The 15,609-nt window shown below is 59.9% G+C and carries 14 protein-coding genes; 7 read left to right on the top strand and 7 right to left on the bottom strand.

All coding sequences use genetic code 11. The features are described from left to right. Window positions 1-315: 315 nt before the first annotated feature. Complete coding sequence (locus DD235_RS10095) at window positions 316-1,035, top strand: peptidoglycan DD-metalloendopeptidase family protein (RefSeq protein ID WP_109061931.1); 720 nt, start codon at window positions 316-318, stop codon at window positions 1,033-1,035. A gap of 144 nt (window positions 1,036-1,179) precedes the next feature. On the opposite strand, the gene DD235_RS10090 is transcribed toward DD235_RS10095, so the two are convergent. The 3 genes from DD235_RS10090 to DD235_RS10080 form a co-directional block, all read right to left on the bottom strand. After that, window positions 1,180-1,839 carry a carbonic anhydrase gene (locus tag DD235_RS10090; RefSeq protein WP_109061930.1) on the bottom strand — a complete coding sequence of 220 codons (660 nt, stop codon included), beginning with the start codon at window positions 1,837-1,839 and terminating at the stop codon, window positions 1,180-1,182. Window positions 1,840-1,924: 85 nt separating this feature from the next. Further along, window positions 1,925-3,118, bottom strand: coding sequence for a hypothetical protein (locus DD235_RS10085; RefSeq protein WP_146193489.1), 1,194 nt, complete (start codon window positions 3,116-3,118; stop codon window positions 1,925-1,927). A gap of 36 nt (window positions 3,119-3,154) precedes the next feature. Next, window positions 3,155-5,368 carry a bifunctional diguanylate cyclase/phosphodiesterase gene (locus tag DD235_RS10080; protein ID WP_162300462.1) on the bottom strand — a complete coding sequence of 738 codons (2,214 nt, stop codon included), beginning with the start codon at window positions 5,366-5,368 and terminating at the stop codon, window positions 3,155-3,157. A gap of 242 nt (window positions 5,369-5,610) precedes the next feature. Here DD235_RS10080 and DD235_RS10075 point away from each other — a divergent pair, with 242 nt between their 5' ends. Continuing rightward, on the top strand, window positions 5,611-6,309 hold the full coding sequence (locus DD235_RS10075; RefSeq protein WP_109061927.1) for a TerC family protein: 699 nt from the start codon (window positions 5,611-5,613) through the stop codon (window positions 6,307-6,309). Between the two features lie 92 nt (window positions 6,310-6,401). On the opposite strand, the gene DD235_RS10070 is transcribed toward DD235_RS10075, so the two are convergent. From DD235_RS10070 to DD235_RS10060, 3 genes are all read right to left on the bottom strand, one after another. Beyond that, complete coding sequence (locus tag DD235_RS10070) at window positions 6,402-7,427, bottom strand: HAD family hydrolase (protein ID WP_109061926.1); 1,026 nt, start codon at window positions 7,425-7,427, stop codon at window positions 6,402-6,404. A 263-nt stretch (window positions 7,428-7,690) separates the two neighbouring features. Next, window positions 7,691-8,800, bottom strand: a complete 1,110-nt coding sequence (locus DD235_RS10065) for an S-(hydroxymethyl)glutathione dehydrogenase/class III alcohol dehydrogenase (protein ID WP_109061925.1) — start codon at window positions 8,798-8,800, stop codon at window positions 7,691-7,693. 77 nt (window positions 8,801-8,877) lie between these two features. Continuing rightward, the gene (locus DD235_RS10060; RefSeq protein WP_109061924.1) at window positions 8,878-9,153 is read right to left on the bottom strand and encodes a metal/formaldehyde-sensitive transcriptional repressor; all 276 of its coding nucleotides are present in this window, start codon (window positions 9,151-9,153) and stop codon (window positions 8,878-8,880) included. Window positions 9,154-9,332: 179 nt separating this feature from the next. Here DD235_RS10060 and DD235_RS10055 point away from each other — a divergent pair, with 179 nt between their 5' ends. Continuing rightward, window positions 9,333-9,836 (top strand): macro domain-containing protein, encoded by a 504-nt coding sequence (locus tag DD235_RS10055; protein ID WP_109061923.1) that lies wholly within the window; start codon window positions 9,333-9,335, stop codon window positions 9,834-9,836. Between the two features lie 24 nt (window positions 9,837-9,860). On the opposite strand, the gene DD235_RS10050 is transcribed toward DD235_RS10055, so the two are convergent. After that, window positions 9,861-10,622 (bottom strand): type 2 periplasmic-binding domain-containing protein, encoded by a 762-nt coding sequence (locus tag DD235_RS10050; protein ID WP_109061922.1) that lies wholly within the window; start codon window positions 10,620-10,622, stop codon window positions 9,861-9,863. Window positions 10,623-10,849: 227 nt separating this feature from the next. On the opposite strand from DD235_RS10050, the gene DD235_RS10045 reads away from it, so the two are divergent. The 4 genes from DD235_RS10045 (at window position 10,850) to DD235_RS10030 (ending at window position 15,507) form a co-directional block, all read left to right on the top strand. Further along, complete coding sequence (locus DD235_RS10045; protein WP_109061921.1) at window positions 10,850-11,161, top strand: DUF485 domain-containing protein; 312 nt, start codon at window positions 10,850-10,852, stop codon at window positions 11,159-11,161. Beyond that, window positions 11,158-12,822 carry a cation acetate symporter gene (locus tag DD235_RS10040; protein ID WP_109061920.1) on the top strand — a complete coding sequence of 555 codons (1,665 nt, stop codon included), beginning with the start codon at window positions 11,158-11,160 and terminating at the stop codon, window positions 12,820-12,822. Before DD235_RS10045 ends, DD235_RS10040 begins: the two co-directional genes overlap by 4 nt. Window positions 12,823-12,890: 68 nt before the next feature. Further along, window positions 12,891-14,843: an acetate--CoA ligase gene (gene acs, locus DD235_RS10035; protein ID WP_109061919.1), complete on the top strand. Its 1,953-nt coding sequence runs from the start codon at window positions 12,891-12,893 to the stop codon at window positions 14,841-14,843. A gap of 7 nt (window positions 14,844-14,850) precedes the next feature. Continuing rightward, window positions 14,851-15,507 (top strand): response regulator transcription factor, encoded by a 657-nt coding sequence (locus tag DD235_RS10030; RefSeq protein WP_109061918.1) that lies wholly within the window; start codon window positions 14,851-14,853, stop codon window positions 15,505-15,507. Window positions 15,508-15,609: the final 102 nt, after the last annotated feature.

Genomic DNA, 15,609 nt, shown 5'->3' with positions numbered 1-15,609 from the left:
CCTTCGCGCCGATGATAGTTGGTTTACGCCTGTGAAAGTAGGTCATCGTCAAGCTTTTATTCCCAGAAACCCCCAAGCTCCGCGCTTGGGGGTTTTTGCTTTTGGTGAAAGAAAAAATTAGAAAAAAATCTAGAGCCTTTCCTGCTGACAAACCCCTACCCCTCACGGCACATCGCACGCACCTTTCTGATACTATTCCCAGATAATTTCTTTCAGCGGCAGGTACCTGTGTTGTCTGGGCAGTTCTTTCTTGGCATGGATTCCTTTCTGAATCACATATCCGCAAGACGCATCTTTCGGCTGCTCGGTATTTGCATGGTCGCGGGTGTGCTGGCGGCATGTGCCTCGTCTTCGCCATCTTCGGGGGGCGGGGCAGCCTCAGGTCCGGTTTCTGCCGGCCAGTATCGTGTCCAGAAGGGGGATACGCTCTACAGGATTGCGCGTCGGCATGGCCGTAGTGTGGATGACCTGGTGAGATGGAATCGTCTCTCCAATCGTCATCGTATTGAAGTCGGGCAGGTGCTGCGTGTCTCTCCGAGTGGTTCGGCCAGCGCTGCAGCAGGGCGCAGCCCTTCATCTGGTAGCAGTGCTGGGCGCGCACCTGCCTCGACGCAGGGTAGCCGTGGCGCGGCCTCCGGAGGCAGTCGACAGACGACTGCACCGCTTGCCAATCTGCGCCTGGCCTGGCCGGCCGCGGGTCCCGTTACCAAGCGCTTTGGGGCAGGTAACGCCCGGGGTCTCACGATCACGAATACCGAAGGCACGCCCATCTCTGCGGCGGCGGCGGGTACGGTTGCCTATGCGGGCAGCGGTTTGCTGGGATTTGGTAATCTGATCATCCTGCAGCATAGTGGCAATTACATGACAGTCTATGCGCACAATCGCCGTTTGCTGGTCAAGGAGGGACAACGTGTCACCCAGGGCCAGAAAATTGCGGAAATGGGCAGCAGCGGAGCCAGTCAGGTTGGCTTGTATTTCGAGCTGCGCCAGGACGGTAAGGCCATTGATCCGGCCAGGGCGCTGCCAGCCCGATAGATCTGATGCCTGGCTGATAGCTGCGCCACGTTTGCCTGCAGAGGGCACGTGTTTCTGATATGAGCTTATGTTTATGTATTTGCAGGGTTGAAAAAACGGGTGCCACTTGGCACCCGTTTTGCTTCATGCAGATTAGCGCTGCTTTCAGGCGGTGCTGGGCACGATGTCTTCAGGCAGACAGGGCTTGAATTCGCCGGTTTCTGGATTGCGTACCAGCAGCATGCCCGTAGCCACGCCAAAGTAGGCACCATGCAGCGTCAGTTCGCCGCGTTCGACACGTTCCCTCACGACGGGGAAAGTCATCAGCGAGTCCAGGCTGTATTCCACGACGGCCAGCTCCAGGCGGCGCAGATGACGCGTCATGTCACCATCAGCAGGCGGGCCGACACGATCGGCAACGTGGGCAATCTGCGAAATCCACTTGCCGATGAAATCGCCGGGTGAGAGCGGGACCGAGTTCTGCGCCAGCGCGCGAACACCACCGCACTGGGCGTGACCCAGCACCACGATGTGCTTGACCTTGAGCGCCTGGACGGCGAATTCGATGGCGGCACTGGTACCGTGATAGCTTACGCTGTCCTGCTCACAGGGAGGAACCAGGTTGGCGACATTGCGTGCGACGAACATTTCGCCAGGGCCTGCATCGAAGATGACTTCGGGCGAGACGCGAGAGTCGCAACAGCCGATGATCATGATCTCGGGGCTTTGGCCGACTTCTGCCAGGGCTTCGTAGCGGGAACGTTCTTTGGGAAGACGGCCATCCAGGAACGCGTGATAGCCATTGATCAGTCGATTTGGAAACATGAGGTGAAGTTGTGCTGGAGACCTCGGTATTATGCCACCAAGGTCTATCAGGCTGGGGTTTACCCGTGAGGCAGCAGCGGTTTTGTCAGCGTCGGCGATTGCCGATCAGTGGCCGCCAGCGTGTCTCGGCTGCTGCAAGCCGCTGCGTATAGTCAAGCAACTGCGCAAGCATGCGGCCATGCGCCTGGAGGCGCTCAACGCCCTTTTCCGTTGTTTGCATGAGCAGGTTGCCTTCGTTTTTGAGATTTGTATCGTTCTCGAACTGCGACATCATGTGGGTCAGGTCGCGGAACAGACCGTGAGGGATCATGATGGCTGGATCCTCGGGCACGATTGAGAAAACGGCCCAGTCCGTATCGTGCCAGTACCCCCAGCGATAATAGGGGGCATTGTGATCCGTCAGGCGAGAAGGGCACCAGGGATGTCCATAGTGGGTCAGTATGTCGCCGATGCGGGTCTGTTCGGCTACCCAGTGGATGGCAGGCGTGGGACCCTGTGCCGGTAGCCGGGCCACTTGCCAGTAGCTGTCCATGGCGGGCAGGTGAATGCCAAAGCGAGGCCCACCGTCCTGGTGCGTACGCTGATAGAGCGACTGGTCCGACGCCAGCAGCCAGACTTCGCAGCGGTCGGCGAAGTGGCAGACCAGGGCCTGGCGATCCTGTGCCTGCAGGAAATCGGGCAGCACAGCTGTATAGTCCTCCAGACTCAGGCGCAGGGCACCATTGCGCTTTTGCATGGACAGCCATTCAAAGCCGTCATGCGCCACCAGCGAACGGTCGCTGGCACTGAGGAACGGGCAGGTTGCCTCCCAGAGCGTACCGTGTCGATACCAATCATCCAGCGATAATGCATCCTGCAGGTAGGCGTTGCCGTAGCTTGCCCAGAGTACGCGCCGCCAACGGGCTGGCGTGTCTGGCCTGAGGCTCGGGTCGTCGGACAAGGTGCCTGCTTGCAACCCCTGGAGTGCCGGCAGGCTGCTGGGCGGGTAGGGGACTTGCTCTGGATCGATCCCCGAGGGTGACGGCGTGTTCAACAGCTCGCCGAGTATGTTGTCAGCCTCTGGAGGGCGTGCCACGGGTACGGCCGTGTCGGGTTCGGCGGTACTGGCATCTTCTTCTGGTTGTTGCATGGCCGTCGGAGCGGCATCCGGCTGGCTGTGAAGGCGATACTGGATCAACGCGAAGAGCGCGACCAGCAGTACGCCCGCCAACCCCCATGACGATGTACCGAGGATCAGAAACCAGCCCAGCGCCAGGCTCAACCATGAAAGCAGTTTCAAAACGTGCACCTGTAAGTTTTATTGTCCGAGTGTATGTCAGGAAATCCAGGGTGTGTTGATCTCGATCCAGGATGGGACGGCGTGAGCCGGCAATGGATGCGAAAACAGGTAGCCCTGTCCGATGTGATAGCCCAGTTCTGCCAACTGTGCCAAGTGGCTCGTGGTTTCGATGCCCTCGGCAACAACAGGTAGTTGCATGCTGTCGCCGATGTGAAGAATGGCCCGTGTCAGCGCTTGCAGGGTAATGTCGGTATCCATGCCGTGCACATAGCTCTTGTCGAGCTTGATGGCGCAGACTGGCAGGCGGCGCAGATAGCCAAGGCTCGAGTAGCCCGTGCCAAAATCGTCCAGCGCCAGGCGGATGCCCAGGCGATGAATGGCATCCAGCGTCCGCAATGTATCCGGGTGATTATCCAGAAGGACGTTTTCCGTAATTTCCAGGATGAGGTCTTGCGGCGAGAGATTTTCATTCCACAGGATCTGGCCGATCTTGGTGGGCAGCGCCGCATCGTGCAGGCTGTTGGGAGACAGGTTTACGGAAATGGACGGGATGTGGACACCGGCGCTGCGCCAGCGCTGCAATTGCTGGCAGGCTTCGGTGATCGACCAGATGCCAATGCGGTCGATCAGGCCACAGTTTTCCGCGATCCGGATGAACAGTGTTGGCGGGACGTGGCCGAGTTTGGGGTGATACCAGCGGGTCAGTGCTTCGAAACCGTGCAGTGAACCATCCCGAAGGTCAATCTGCGGCTGGTAGTAAAGCCGCAACTGAGCACTATCAAGGGCATCATGCAGCGCGGCCTCCAAGGCAATATGCTCTTGCGTCGCTTCGTTGATGGCGTTGTCGAAAAAATTCCAGCGATTTCGTCCCGACGTCTTGGCCTGGTCAAGTGCCATACTGGCGCGGCTGATCAGTTGCTCCGTATCCTGACCGTCTTCGGGATATGTACTGATGCCGATGCAGGCAGAGGGGTGAACAGGGACATTGCCGATCATAACCGGCTGGCTGAGTTGATCCAGGATATTGCCGGCAATATCGACGACATGGCGCATGTCGCGGAATGCCACGATGGCGATGAACTCGTCGGCAGAGAGTCTGCAGACGATATCGGGCTCGACGATCTGGCCCTTGAGCCGGTGCGCCGTGCTTTTCAGCAGGGTATTGCCGGCAGCGGTGCCGAGAGAGTCATTGATGCGCTTGAAACCATCGATGTCGATGAACATGAATGCCAGTTTGCTGCTGGCGCGTGAGGCTGCTGCCAGCGCCTGGCGAGACTGTGCCTGGAGAAACTGTCGGTTGGGCAATCCGGTCAGGTCATCGTAAAAGACCAGACGCTGGATTTCATCGCGTGAGGCCTCGCGTTCGAACAGCAGTGCACAGAGTTGCAGGCACAAGGCTGTCAGCTTGGACTGCATGGCATCGTTTTTCTGTGGAAGGCGGTAGTATTGCGTGAAGACGCCGACCACTTTGCCGTTGCCATCCTTGATCGGGTGCGAATAACTGGCATGCAAGCCCAGCGAGAGTGGCAGGTGACGGTGGTGTTCCCAGAGTGGACTGGTTGCGATGTCATGGCTGACCACGGTTTGTCCGAGATAGGCTGCCGTACCGCTTGATCCGGCCATCGGACCGATCTGCATGCCCTCAGTTTCTTCATAGAAATGCTTTGGCATGCCAGGGGCGGCGACGATGCGCAGGCGGCCTTGCGCATCGACCTTGGCGATTGTAGCGACACAATCCGGTTGCAGGGCCATTGCTTCATGGCAGAGCAGTGTGGCGATATCGTAGATGGGCTTGTCTTCGACCAGTGCGGCAAGTATCTTGCCATTGAATTGCTCATGTATCTTCGACATGCCGATGTCGGTCAGCATCATGGCAAGACATGCCTGATCCTGGTGCTCAGGCAAACAGGGCATGATCTGACAGGCGCACCACAGCGGCCGTCCCTGGGCATTACGCAACGGCAAGTCGATGCGTACAGGCGCAGCGGTTGACAGACAGTGACGGGCCTGGCTGTGCCAGGTCTGCAGATCGTCTGGCGACAGCAGCATATCGAGCGATTGCGCGTACAGATGGTCGGGAGCATGTCCCAGCAGTCGGGCCATACCCGCTGAGGCATGCCGGATGAACCCATTGCCGTCAATAATGAGGAGGGCACACAGACTGCCGGTCAGTGTACTGGCCAGGATGTTCCTGATGTGCTGCTCGCTCTCGGCGGGCAGAGGTAAAGGGGGGGTATGGCGAGAACCCATGGCAGGTGCCTGGCTCCTGAAAAGACAAAAGACCATTGCGCAGTATTCCCCAACTTGCTGCCAGGGTATTGTGAAAACAACCCGCTGGTTTGGCCCTAGTTCAACATTTGGAATCATATGTGACAAACAGGGAAGCAGCCTGACAATTGAAAGCTAAATGAAATTTACGCAGACCGATGTTGTGCAATAATCGGGAAACCTTACATTATCCTTAAAGCAACCACGGCTAGCATTTATCCATCATGATTGAATTCCTGCAGACACTGAGTTGGGCGGCTGTCTTCCAGATTATTGCCATCGATATTTTGCTGGGGGGCGACAATGCCGTCGTCATCGCCCTGGCATGTCGCAACCTGCCGCCAGAGCAGCGTCTCAAGGGGGTGCTGTGGGGAACGGCCGGGGCGATTGTGCTGCGAGTGATCCTGATTGCCTTTGCACTGACACTGCTGACGATCCCTTATCTCAAGATCGTGGGCGGGGCTTTGCTGCTGTGGATCGGTGTGAAACTGTTGATGCCTGAGGATGACGGGCATGCCAAGGTGCAGGGTGGGGCTTCGATCTGGGCTGCCATCAAGACGATTATCGTGGCTGACTTTGTCATGAGTCTCGACAATGTCATCGCGATTGCCGGCGCGGCCCAGGGAGCGCATCCTGATCATCAGGTCGGGTTGGTAATTTTTGGCCTGGTAGTCAGCGTGCCCATTATCATCTGGGGCAGCACGATTGTGCTCAAGCTGATTGACCGCTATCCCCTGGTCATCACGCTGGGCGCTGCGCTGCTGGGCTGGATTGCCGGTGGCATGATCGTGGGGGATGTCGTGGCGGTGCGTCATTTCGGCGAACCCAGCACGGTGACCTCGCTGATTGCGCAGGTAGTCGGTGCCCTGTTCGTGGTAGTCCTGGGGCGGGTGCTGGCCGAGCGTCGCCGCAGCAGCAAGTAATTGATCTAGATGGTGCCTCGCTCAGAGGCCCCTCGTAAACCGCCGGGATGCGCATGCATGCCGGCGGTTTTTTGATTGCTGACCACAATGACTCAGCGGGAGTGGGGGTAGACCGTATTCCAGTCGTCGCGGATGCTGATGCGTGTCCAGTCACGCTCGGCTGCGCGTGCATGGCTGCGGTCGGCTCCCCGGGCGTAGTCATATTCACGCTGTGCGTCGTCGTGATCCACCAGCAACACCAGAGAGGGGCCGCTGCGGTCGGCCACATAGGTCATCATGGCCAGGTCGCCATCCGAATTGCCGGCGGCCAGGATGGGACGCATGCCCAGGGCAACCTCGATGCCGACAGGCTTGTCTTCGTTGTAGTTATAGAAATCCAGTGTGGGTTCGCGCATGACGACCGAACCGCCGTCCTGCTCCTGGTAGGTCATTTTCCAGCGGGTGGCGAGCACTTCATAAGGTTGGATACCATAGACAGGTGCCAGCGCACGGGTGAACTCATCGAATCCGCCCGTGCTGATATAAGTGCGGAAGCCATGACCGCGCAGCAGCTCGAGCAGCTCCAGCATGGGCTGGTAAACCATATCTCGGTAGAGCATGCCGGTTTCCGGATGTCGGGCGGTAGCCAGCCAGTCGCGTGCAATCGTGCGAAAGCTTTCCTGGTCCAGCCCGGTTTCTGCCAGGGCGGCCAGCCGGATGACTTCCTTGCCGCCCAACTTGGGCGGATGGGCCGGATCGTTGGCGATGACAGAGGCCAGGAGGGGATCGGCCATCCATTCGGGGTGCTCCGGGGCCAGTGCGCGTACGCGATCGATATAAAACTGGACCGAAAACCAGTGCGGCTTTTCCGCCCAGAGCGTGCCGTCGTTGTCGAAGACGGCCAGTCGCTCGGCTGGAGGCACATAGTCAGGGTGGCCTGGCGTGGTGACATGTTCGACGAATGCCAGGATTTCCTGTCTGGCAGCACGGTCTTGCCACGAAGGCAGCGCCTGCGTGGCGGATTGTGTCGAAAGGGCGTGATGGGCCGGGCTGTCTGTCGGCGGAAGGGTGCAGCCAGTCAGGGCCAGGGAGGCTGCGATCAGGCCGACACGCAGGCAGGAAGAGAAGGAAGGAGACATTGGATAGGCAACCGTAGCGAACGAGGATGGCAGCAGTCACGCTGAGTGCCCTGATTCTAACCGTCGATACGGTCTTGGCGGGGCGCGATATCCAGGCTGGCTGGATATGCGCATTTTTTGCGCAGTGCGAGCGATGACCGCATGGCTGCGGGGGTGGGGGGATATACCCATCGATTGCCCCCAGGGTTGTCCACAGGTGATGGGGACAACCCTGATCACTGCGTCCCACAGCAGCGAGGACTGCTGCAGGACGCAGGCATCGGTCAGTAGTGGATGACCGTGCGGATCGACTTGCCTTCGTGCATCAGGTCGAAGGCCTCATTGATCTGTTCCAGGGGCATCGTATGGGTGATGAAGGGATCGAGGTCGATTTCGCCCTTCATGGATTGCTCGACCATGCCCGGCAATTGCGTACGGCCTTTCACGCCGCCGAAGGCCGAGCCGCGCCAGACGCGGCCGGTGACCAGTTGGAACGGGCGGGTCCGGATTTCCTGTCCGGCCCCGGCCACGCCGATGATGACGCTTTCGCCCCAGCCCTTGTGGCAGCACTCGAGTGCTGCCCGCATGACATCCACATTGCCGATGCACTCGAAGCTGAAATCGACGCCGCCGTCGGTCATCTCGACAATGACTTCCTGGATGGGCCGCTCATGGTCCTTGGGGTTGATGCAGTCGGTGGCCCCCATGGCCTGTGCGAGGATGAACTTGTTGGGGTTGGTGTCGATGGCGATGATGCGGCCTGCCTTGGCCTGTACCGCACCCTGGATCGCAGCCAGTCCGATGCCGCCCAGGCCGAAGATGGCAACGGTATCGCCTTCCTGGACCTTGGCTGTATTGTGGACGGCTCCGATGCCGGTGGTCACGCCGCACCCCAGCAGGCAGACTTTTTCCAGCGGGGCTTCGGGATTGATGACTGCCAGCGAAATTTCGGGCACGACCGTGTATTCGCTGAAAGTCGAGCAGCCCATGTAGTGGTAGATGGGTTCGCCGTTGTAGGAGAAGCGCGTGGTGCCATCGGGCATCAGGCCCTTGCCCTGGGTCGCACGTACGGCCTGGCAGAGGTTGGTCTTGCCGGACAGGCAGAATTTGCAGGCGCGACACTCTGCGGTATAGAGCGGGATGACATGATCGCCGGGCTTCAGGCTGGTGACGCCTTCGCCGACCTCGACCACGATGCCGCCGCCCTCATGGCCGAGCACCGCCGGAAAAATGCCTTCCGGATCGTCTCCCGACAGGGTGAAGGCATCGGTGTGGCAGACGCCGGTGTGCGTGATTCGAACCAGGACTTCACCCTTTTGAGGGGGCGCGACGTCGATCTCGACGATCTCAAGAGGCTTGCCTGGGCCGAAGGCCACTGCTGCACGTGATTTCATGGTGGAACTCCTTGTTGGTATGGAATGGCGCGGCGAGGCCGGCGCATGCGAGAAGGACACAGAGAACGGGATGTTGCCTACTTGAGGTAGGAGCGGACCAGACTGTTGAGCTCTTCGATCTGGCGACTGCGTTCGGGGGATGCGTCAGCTGTCTGGCCGAAGGTTTCGCGGATATGGGCTTCCATGACCTCCGACATCAGACCGTTGACGGCACCGCGGATGGCGGCGATCTGCTGCAGGACCGCGGCGCATCCCTGGTCTGCATCAAGCGCGCGCAACAATGCTTCGGTCTGTCCGCGGATGCGCTTGACGCGTGCGGTGACGCGCTTTTTCTCATGAACGGTATAAGGCATGTCCAGCACTCTCTATATACTGGGGGGTAGTATATTTATATTGTTCTGTCATGGCAAGCAGCATGGCTGGAAATGCAGCGCAACGTGTTTGATTACTGTCAAGGCAGGGCCGGCATGGCGGGCGTACCCTGACATTGCAAGCTGGTTCTAGTAGAAGTGTTCAACCAAGAGGAATAACCATGATTCGAGAAGTTGAAGGCGATATTCTGCTGACCCAGGCCCAGGTGATTGCCCACGGCATTGCGCCGCAGGACCCGTTTGACAGCGGCCTGGCGCTGGCGCTGCGCGAACGCTGGCCATCACTGGTCAAGGATTACCGGCATGCAGTACGGGCCCATTCCGTGGTGCCGGGCGATATCTGGCCCTGGGCTGGCGTGAACGAGGATGGTTCGGTGCGCCGCATCGTCAATCTGGTGACTCAGGACAGCCTGGGGGATGGCCGTACGGCCCGGCCCGGCAAGGCGACTCTCGAGAATGTGGGGCATGCCCTGCGCCATCTGGCCAGGTACCTGCGCGACGAGCAAGTCTCCAGCGTGGCATTGCCCCGGCTGGCAACCGGCGTGGGCGGGCTGGCGTGGCAGGATGTCAAGCCGTTGCTGGAAAAGCACCTGGGTGAACTGGATATCCCGGTAATCGTTTACGAGGTCTATCGCGCTGGCACGCAGGCCGACGAGGCGATCTGACGATCGCCTCCCTGCCGGCGGCGGTCAGTCTTCCAGCGTGCGCGGGGGGGCAACGGCAGCCCCTGCGATGCCGTGCTCGTCGAGGCGTGCCTGGATGAAGCCGCTCTGTTTGAGATGCTCTGTATAGGTCGCCAGAAACCGGGCGGCATCCGCGCCGGCCTCTTCGGAAATGCCCAGTACCTGTTGCAGAACCATGAAGCAGCCGTCGAGCTGGCGCAGCCGATCCTTGTGAGGCGAGTCGTTCCAGGAGGTCAGGCGGATGCCGACGACGGCATCGGCACCACTGTCGAGCATGCTGGCGATGGCATCGAGCGAGGTGCTGGCGCGTACCAGCTGCGCATATTCCAGTGACTTGCCCAGAAATTGCTCGTAGGCACTGCCCTGGCTGACCACGACCTTGTGATGGGCCTGATCCACGTCTTCATTATTGCGGATGGGGGATTCCTGCCTGACCAGATAGCAGCCCTCGATCAGCAGGTAGGGCGCACTGGTCGCGATCGGCTGGTCCTGACAACTGTCGAGAGTGAAGAAACCGAGATCCGCCTCGAGACTGCCGACGGCCTCGACGGCCTGGCGGGCATTGTCTACCACCATCAGGCGGGCTTCCACGCCCAGGCGGTGCGCCAGATCCTGGGCAATATCGATGGAGACACCTGCGACCTGCTGTTCCGGGCCTGGCCGCATGCGTGCCAGTGCAGGATTGCCCAGGTTGATGACGGTGCGCAGCACGCCGGTGGGGGCAAGGCTGGCAACCAGTGTGGGGTCAATGGTGAGGATCGCGCTCATGGTGATGTCTCCTGAAAATCACTGGCGATGACTACTGGGTCGATCGATAACTCTGGATCGATCGGCTGCTAGTGTATCAGCACAATGGTGTTTCCCAGTACGACCAAAGTCGCGCTGTCCATGCCGCTGGCAGGGCTTTATATTGGCTGCCAGAAACCGCGTATAGCGGTGTCGATATACGCAGGACCATAACCTGCGATACCCCATAAACGACTGGAGGCATCAACATGAGCGACAAAGATGTTGTCACTGCCGTTCTCAAGCATCCCAAATACCAGGAATTGCTGAGGCGGCGCAACCGGATGAGCATGCAGTTCTTCATTGCGACTCTGGTTATTTACGCAGGGTTCATCCTGACCCTGGCCTTCGATCCTGAACTGTTCGGCAGTCCCCTGGGACCGGGCTGGACGATGAGCATCGGCGTGTTGCTCGGTGTGCTGATCTGCATCAGCGCCATCGTGCTGGTGGCGGTCTATATCTATTTTTCGAACAAGATATTCGATCCCCTCATCAAGGCCATCGTGAAGGACGTATCATGAAAAAAATCTTCGCTGCTTCCTGGCTGTTCTTTGCGATGACGGGGCTGGCGCATGCCGCAGCGCCCGGACAGGCCAATACGTCGGCCATCGTCATGTTCCTGCTTTTCATTGCAGGCACGATGGGCATCACATGGTGGGCTGCACGTCGTACGGTGACAACCTCGGATTTCTATACCGCAGGTGGTGGGCTGACCGGTTTCCAGAACGGTCTGGCGATTGCCGGTGATTACCTGTCGGCCGCTTCGTTCCTGGGGATTGCTGGCCTGGTGTATGTCAGTGGTTTCGACGGCATGATCTATGCAATCGGCTTCCTGTTCGGCTGGCCGGTGGTGATGTTCCTGATTGCCGAGCGCCTGCGCAACCTGGGTCGCTACAACTTTGCCGACGTGACGTCATTCCGTCTGGGCCAGACGCCGATGCGCGTACTGGCGGCCAGTGCGTCGTTGCTGATCATCGCGCTTTACCTGATCGCACAGATGGTCGGGGCGGGCAAGCTGATCGTGCTGCTCTTCGGTCTCAATTACAAGCTGGCCGTGGTGATCGTGGGCGCGCTGATGATGGTCTATGTGGCCTTTGGCGGCATGACTGCCACGACCTGGGTGCAGATCATCAAGGCTGTGTTGATGCTGTTCGGCGCAACGCTGATGGCCGTCCTGGTGCTGGCAATCTTCAACTTCAACCCCAACACCATGCTGGCGGAAGCCGTCAAGGTGCACCCCGATCATATGGCCCTGATGGCACCGGGCGCATCGGTCAGCAGCAATCCGCTCAATGCGCTGTCGCTGGGTATTGCCCTGGCCTTCGGCACGGCCGGCCTGCCGCACATCCTGATGCGTTTCTTTACCGTCTCGAATGCTCAGGAAGCGCGCAAGTCCGTGATCTATGCCACCAGCTTCATCGGCTACTTCTACATCCTGACCTTCATCATCGGCTTCGGTGCCATTGCGCTGTTGGTTCGTCATCCCGAGTTCTTTGTGACGGGGCCGGATGGCAAGTTCAACATGCTGACGAATCTGATCGGTGGCACCAACATGGTGGCGGTCCATCTGGCCAATGCGGTCGGCGGCAACCTGCTGCTGGGCTTCCTGGCTGCGGTGACGTTCGCTACGATCGTGGCAGTGGTGGCAGGCCTGGCGCTGGCCGGTGCGGCAGCGATCTCTCATGACCTGTACGCCAATGTGTTTGCCAAGGGCCGTGCGACCGAGCAACAGCAGATGCGCATTTCCCGCTTGTCGACGGTGGCGCTGGGAGTCCTGTCGATCCTGTTGGGGATCGTGTTCGAGAACCAGAACGTGGCCTTCATGGTGGGTCTGGCCTTCGCGATTGCCGCCAGTTCCAACTTCCCGGTCCTGGTCATGTCGATTTCGTGGCGTGGTTGCACGACCCGCGGCGCGACCATCGGCGGCTTCATCGGCCTGGCTACGGCCACGATCTGGGTGGTGCTGAGCAAGACGGTCTGGGTCGACGTGCTGGGCAATGCCGAAGCCATCGTACCGTTCCCGAATCCGGGTATCCTGTCGATTCCGCTGGCGTTCCTGTCGATCTGGCTGTTCTCCAAGCTCGATAACAGCGAGCAGGCCCGCAAGGAAAGCGAAGCTTTCGATGCACTGACAGTGCGCAGCCAGACCGGGATCGGTTCTACGTCGGCCGTTTCCCACTAAACTGATCTGTCGATGACCATGCCTGGACCCTCCGGGGTCCAGGCCTGATTTCTGAAAGAGGTAATGCCATGACCGAAGTTCTCGACCGCTATCCCGCTCCCGCAGGATTTGCTGGCCCCAATACGATCACCGAGGCCGAGTACAACCGATTGTACAAAGAGTCGATCGATGATCCCGATGCATTCTGGGGCAAGGTCGCCAAGCGCCTGCAGTGGTATAAGGAACCGACCAAGATCCGCGATGTCGACCTGAACCCCGACAACTTCAAGATCAAGTGGTACGAAGACGGCGAACTGAACGTCAGTGTCAACTGCGTGGATCGTCATCTCGAAAAGCGTGCCGACAAGACTGCCATCATCTGGGAACCGGATGATCCCAATGCGCCAGCGCAACGCGTCACCTACGGCGAACTGTATACCCGCGTCTGCAAGCTGGCCAATGCGCTGCGCAAGCTGGGCGTAGGCAAGGGAGACAGGGTGACTGTCTACCTGCCCATGGTGGTCGATGCTGCCGTGGCGCTGCTGGCCTGCGCCCGTATCGGTGCGATCCATAATGTGGTGTTCGGTGGCTTTTCGCCGACTTCGCTGGCCGACCGGGTACGCGACTGTGATGCCAAGGTGGTGATCACGGCCGATGAAGGTCTGCGTTCCGGCCGTCGCGTGGCGCTCAAGGCCAACGTCGATGCCGCCCTGCAACTGCCGGACGTGACCAGTGTCGAAGCGGTTGTGGTGCTGCGCCATACGGGTGGCGACATCGAGATGCAGGCAGGGCGTGATCACTGGTGGCACGAAGTGACCGCCAACGAGCCGGGCGAATGCGAGCCCGAGCGCATGAATGCCGAGGATCCGCTCTTTATTCTGTATACCTCGGGCAGCACCGGCAAGCCCAAGGGCGTGCTGCATACGTCGGGGGGGTACCTGACCTATGCCAGCTATACCCATGAGTGCGTTTTCGACCTGCGCGAAGAAGACGTGTACTGGTGCACGGCCGATATCGGTTGGGTCACCGGGCATAGCTATATTGTCTATGGCCCGCTGGCCAATGGCGCTACCACGGTCATTTTCGAGGGCGTGCCCAGCTATCCCGATTCGTCGCGCTTCTGGACTACCATCGACAAGCATCAGGTCTCGATTTTCTATACGGCACCTACGGCAATCCGCGCGCTGATGCGCGATGGCGAGGAGCCGGTCAAGAAGGCCTCGCGCAAGTCGCTGCGCCTGCTGGGTACAGTGGGCGAGCCGATCAATCCCGAAGCCTGGCGCTGGTACTACGATGTGGTGGGCGATGGCCGCTGCCCGATCGTTGATACCTGGTGGCAGACCGAAACCGGCGGTTGCCTGATGGTACCGCTGCCAGGGGCCACGGCAGCCAAGCCGGGGGCTGCCATGAAGCCGTTCTTTGGTGTCGAGCCGGCACTGGTCGATGCCAATGGAGAGTTCATCCAGGGGGCGGGAGAAGGGAATCTGGTGCTGCTGGGATCGTGGCCTGGCCAGATGCGGACGGTGTACGGTGATCACCAGCGTTTCATCGATACGTACTTCAAGGCCTATCCGGGTATGTATTTCACGGGTGATGGCTGCCGCCGTGATGCCGATGGCGATTACTGGATCACCGGCCGCGTCGATGATGTGATCAATGTCAGCGGTCACCGGATCGGTACGGCCGAACTGGAAAGTGCGCTGGTGCTGCATGCCAAGGTGGCCGAGGCCGCTGCGGTCGGCTTCAACCACGACGTCAAGGGCCAGGGCATCTACGTGTACGTCACGCTCAAGGCCGGCGAAGTGCCGAGCGAGGAGTTGCGCAAGGAGCTGGTGGCTCATGTTCGCCAGAATATCGGCCCCATCGCCACGCCGGACTACCTGCAGTGGGCACCGGCATTGCCGAAGACGCGTTCGGGTAAAATCATGCGGCGCATCCTGCGCAAGATTGCCGAAAACGCGCCTGAGCAATTGGGTGACATCAGCACGCTGGCCGATCCGTCGGTCGTCGAGTCGCTGGTCCAGGAGCGTTTCATCCGCTGATGACCGCATGACAGAACTGCTGATTGCCGACGACCACCCCCTGTTTCGCGAAGCACTGCGCGGGGTGGTCGCGCGGGCATTGCCAGGTACTGCCATCCATGAGGCCGACCAGCTCGCACGCCTGTACGAGCTGGTCGAAGAATATCCCGATGCCGACCTGCTGCTGCTGGATCTCGACATGCCGGGAGCCAGTGGCTTCAGTGCGCTCATTCACCTGCGGGCACTGCATCCGCAGCTGCCTGTCATCATTGTCTCGGCACATGAGGACCCGTTGCTGATGCGGCGGGCGCTCGACCATGGTGCCATGGGGTTCATCCCGAAGTCTGCCGATGCCACCATTCTCGGGCAGGCCCTGCAGCAGGTGCTCGATGGCGGCACCTGGGTGCCCGATGTTGCCTATTCAGTCCAGGGGGCCAGCGACGAGGAGCAGCAGGTGGCCGCGCGGGTGCGCGAACTGACACCGCAGCAGTTTCGTGTGCTGCAGATGGTCGGTGCCGGACAGCTCAACAAGCAGATTGCCTATGATCTTGGCGTATCCGAAGCCACGGTCAAGGCGCACATGACCGCGATCATGCGCAAACTGGGGGCGTCCAACCGTACCCAGGCGGTGCTGGTTGCCGGCAAGCTGGGCCTGAACCTGCCGAATCGGCCGATCCAGGACTGAGCCAGCCTTTTTTGTCATCAGGCCGTCCCAAGACAAAAAGCGCCCCCTTGGGGGGCAGCGCTGGCGTGCAGCGACAAGCATGAGGGTATTTTTTTGGCTGCC

The organism is Corticimicrobacter populi (genome assembly GCF_003123725.1).
Classification (GTDB): domain Bacteria; phylum Pseudomonadota; class Gammaproteobacteria; order Burkholderiales; family Burkholderiaceae_B; genus Corticimicrobacter; species Corticimicrobacter populi.
This window is presented reverse-complemented; position numbering and strand designations above follow the sequence as displayed.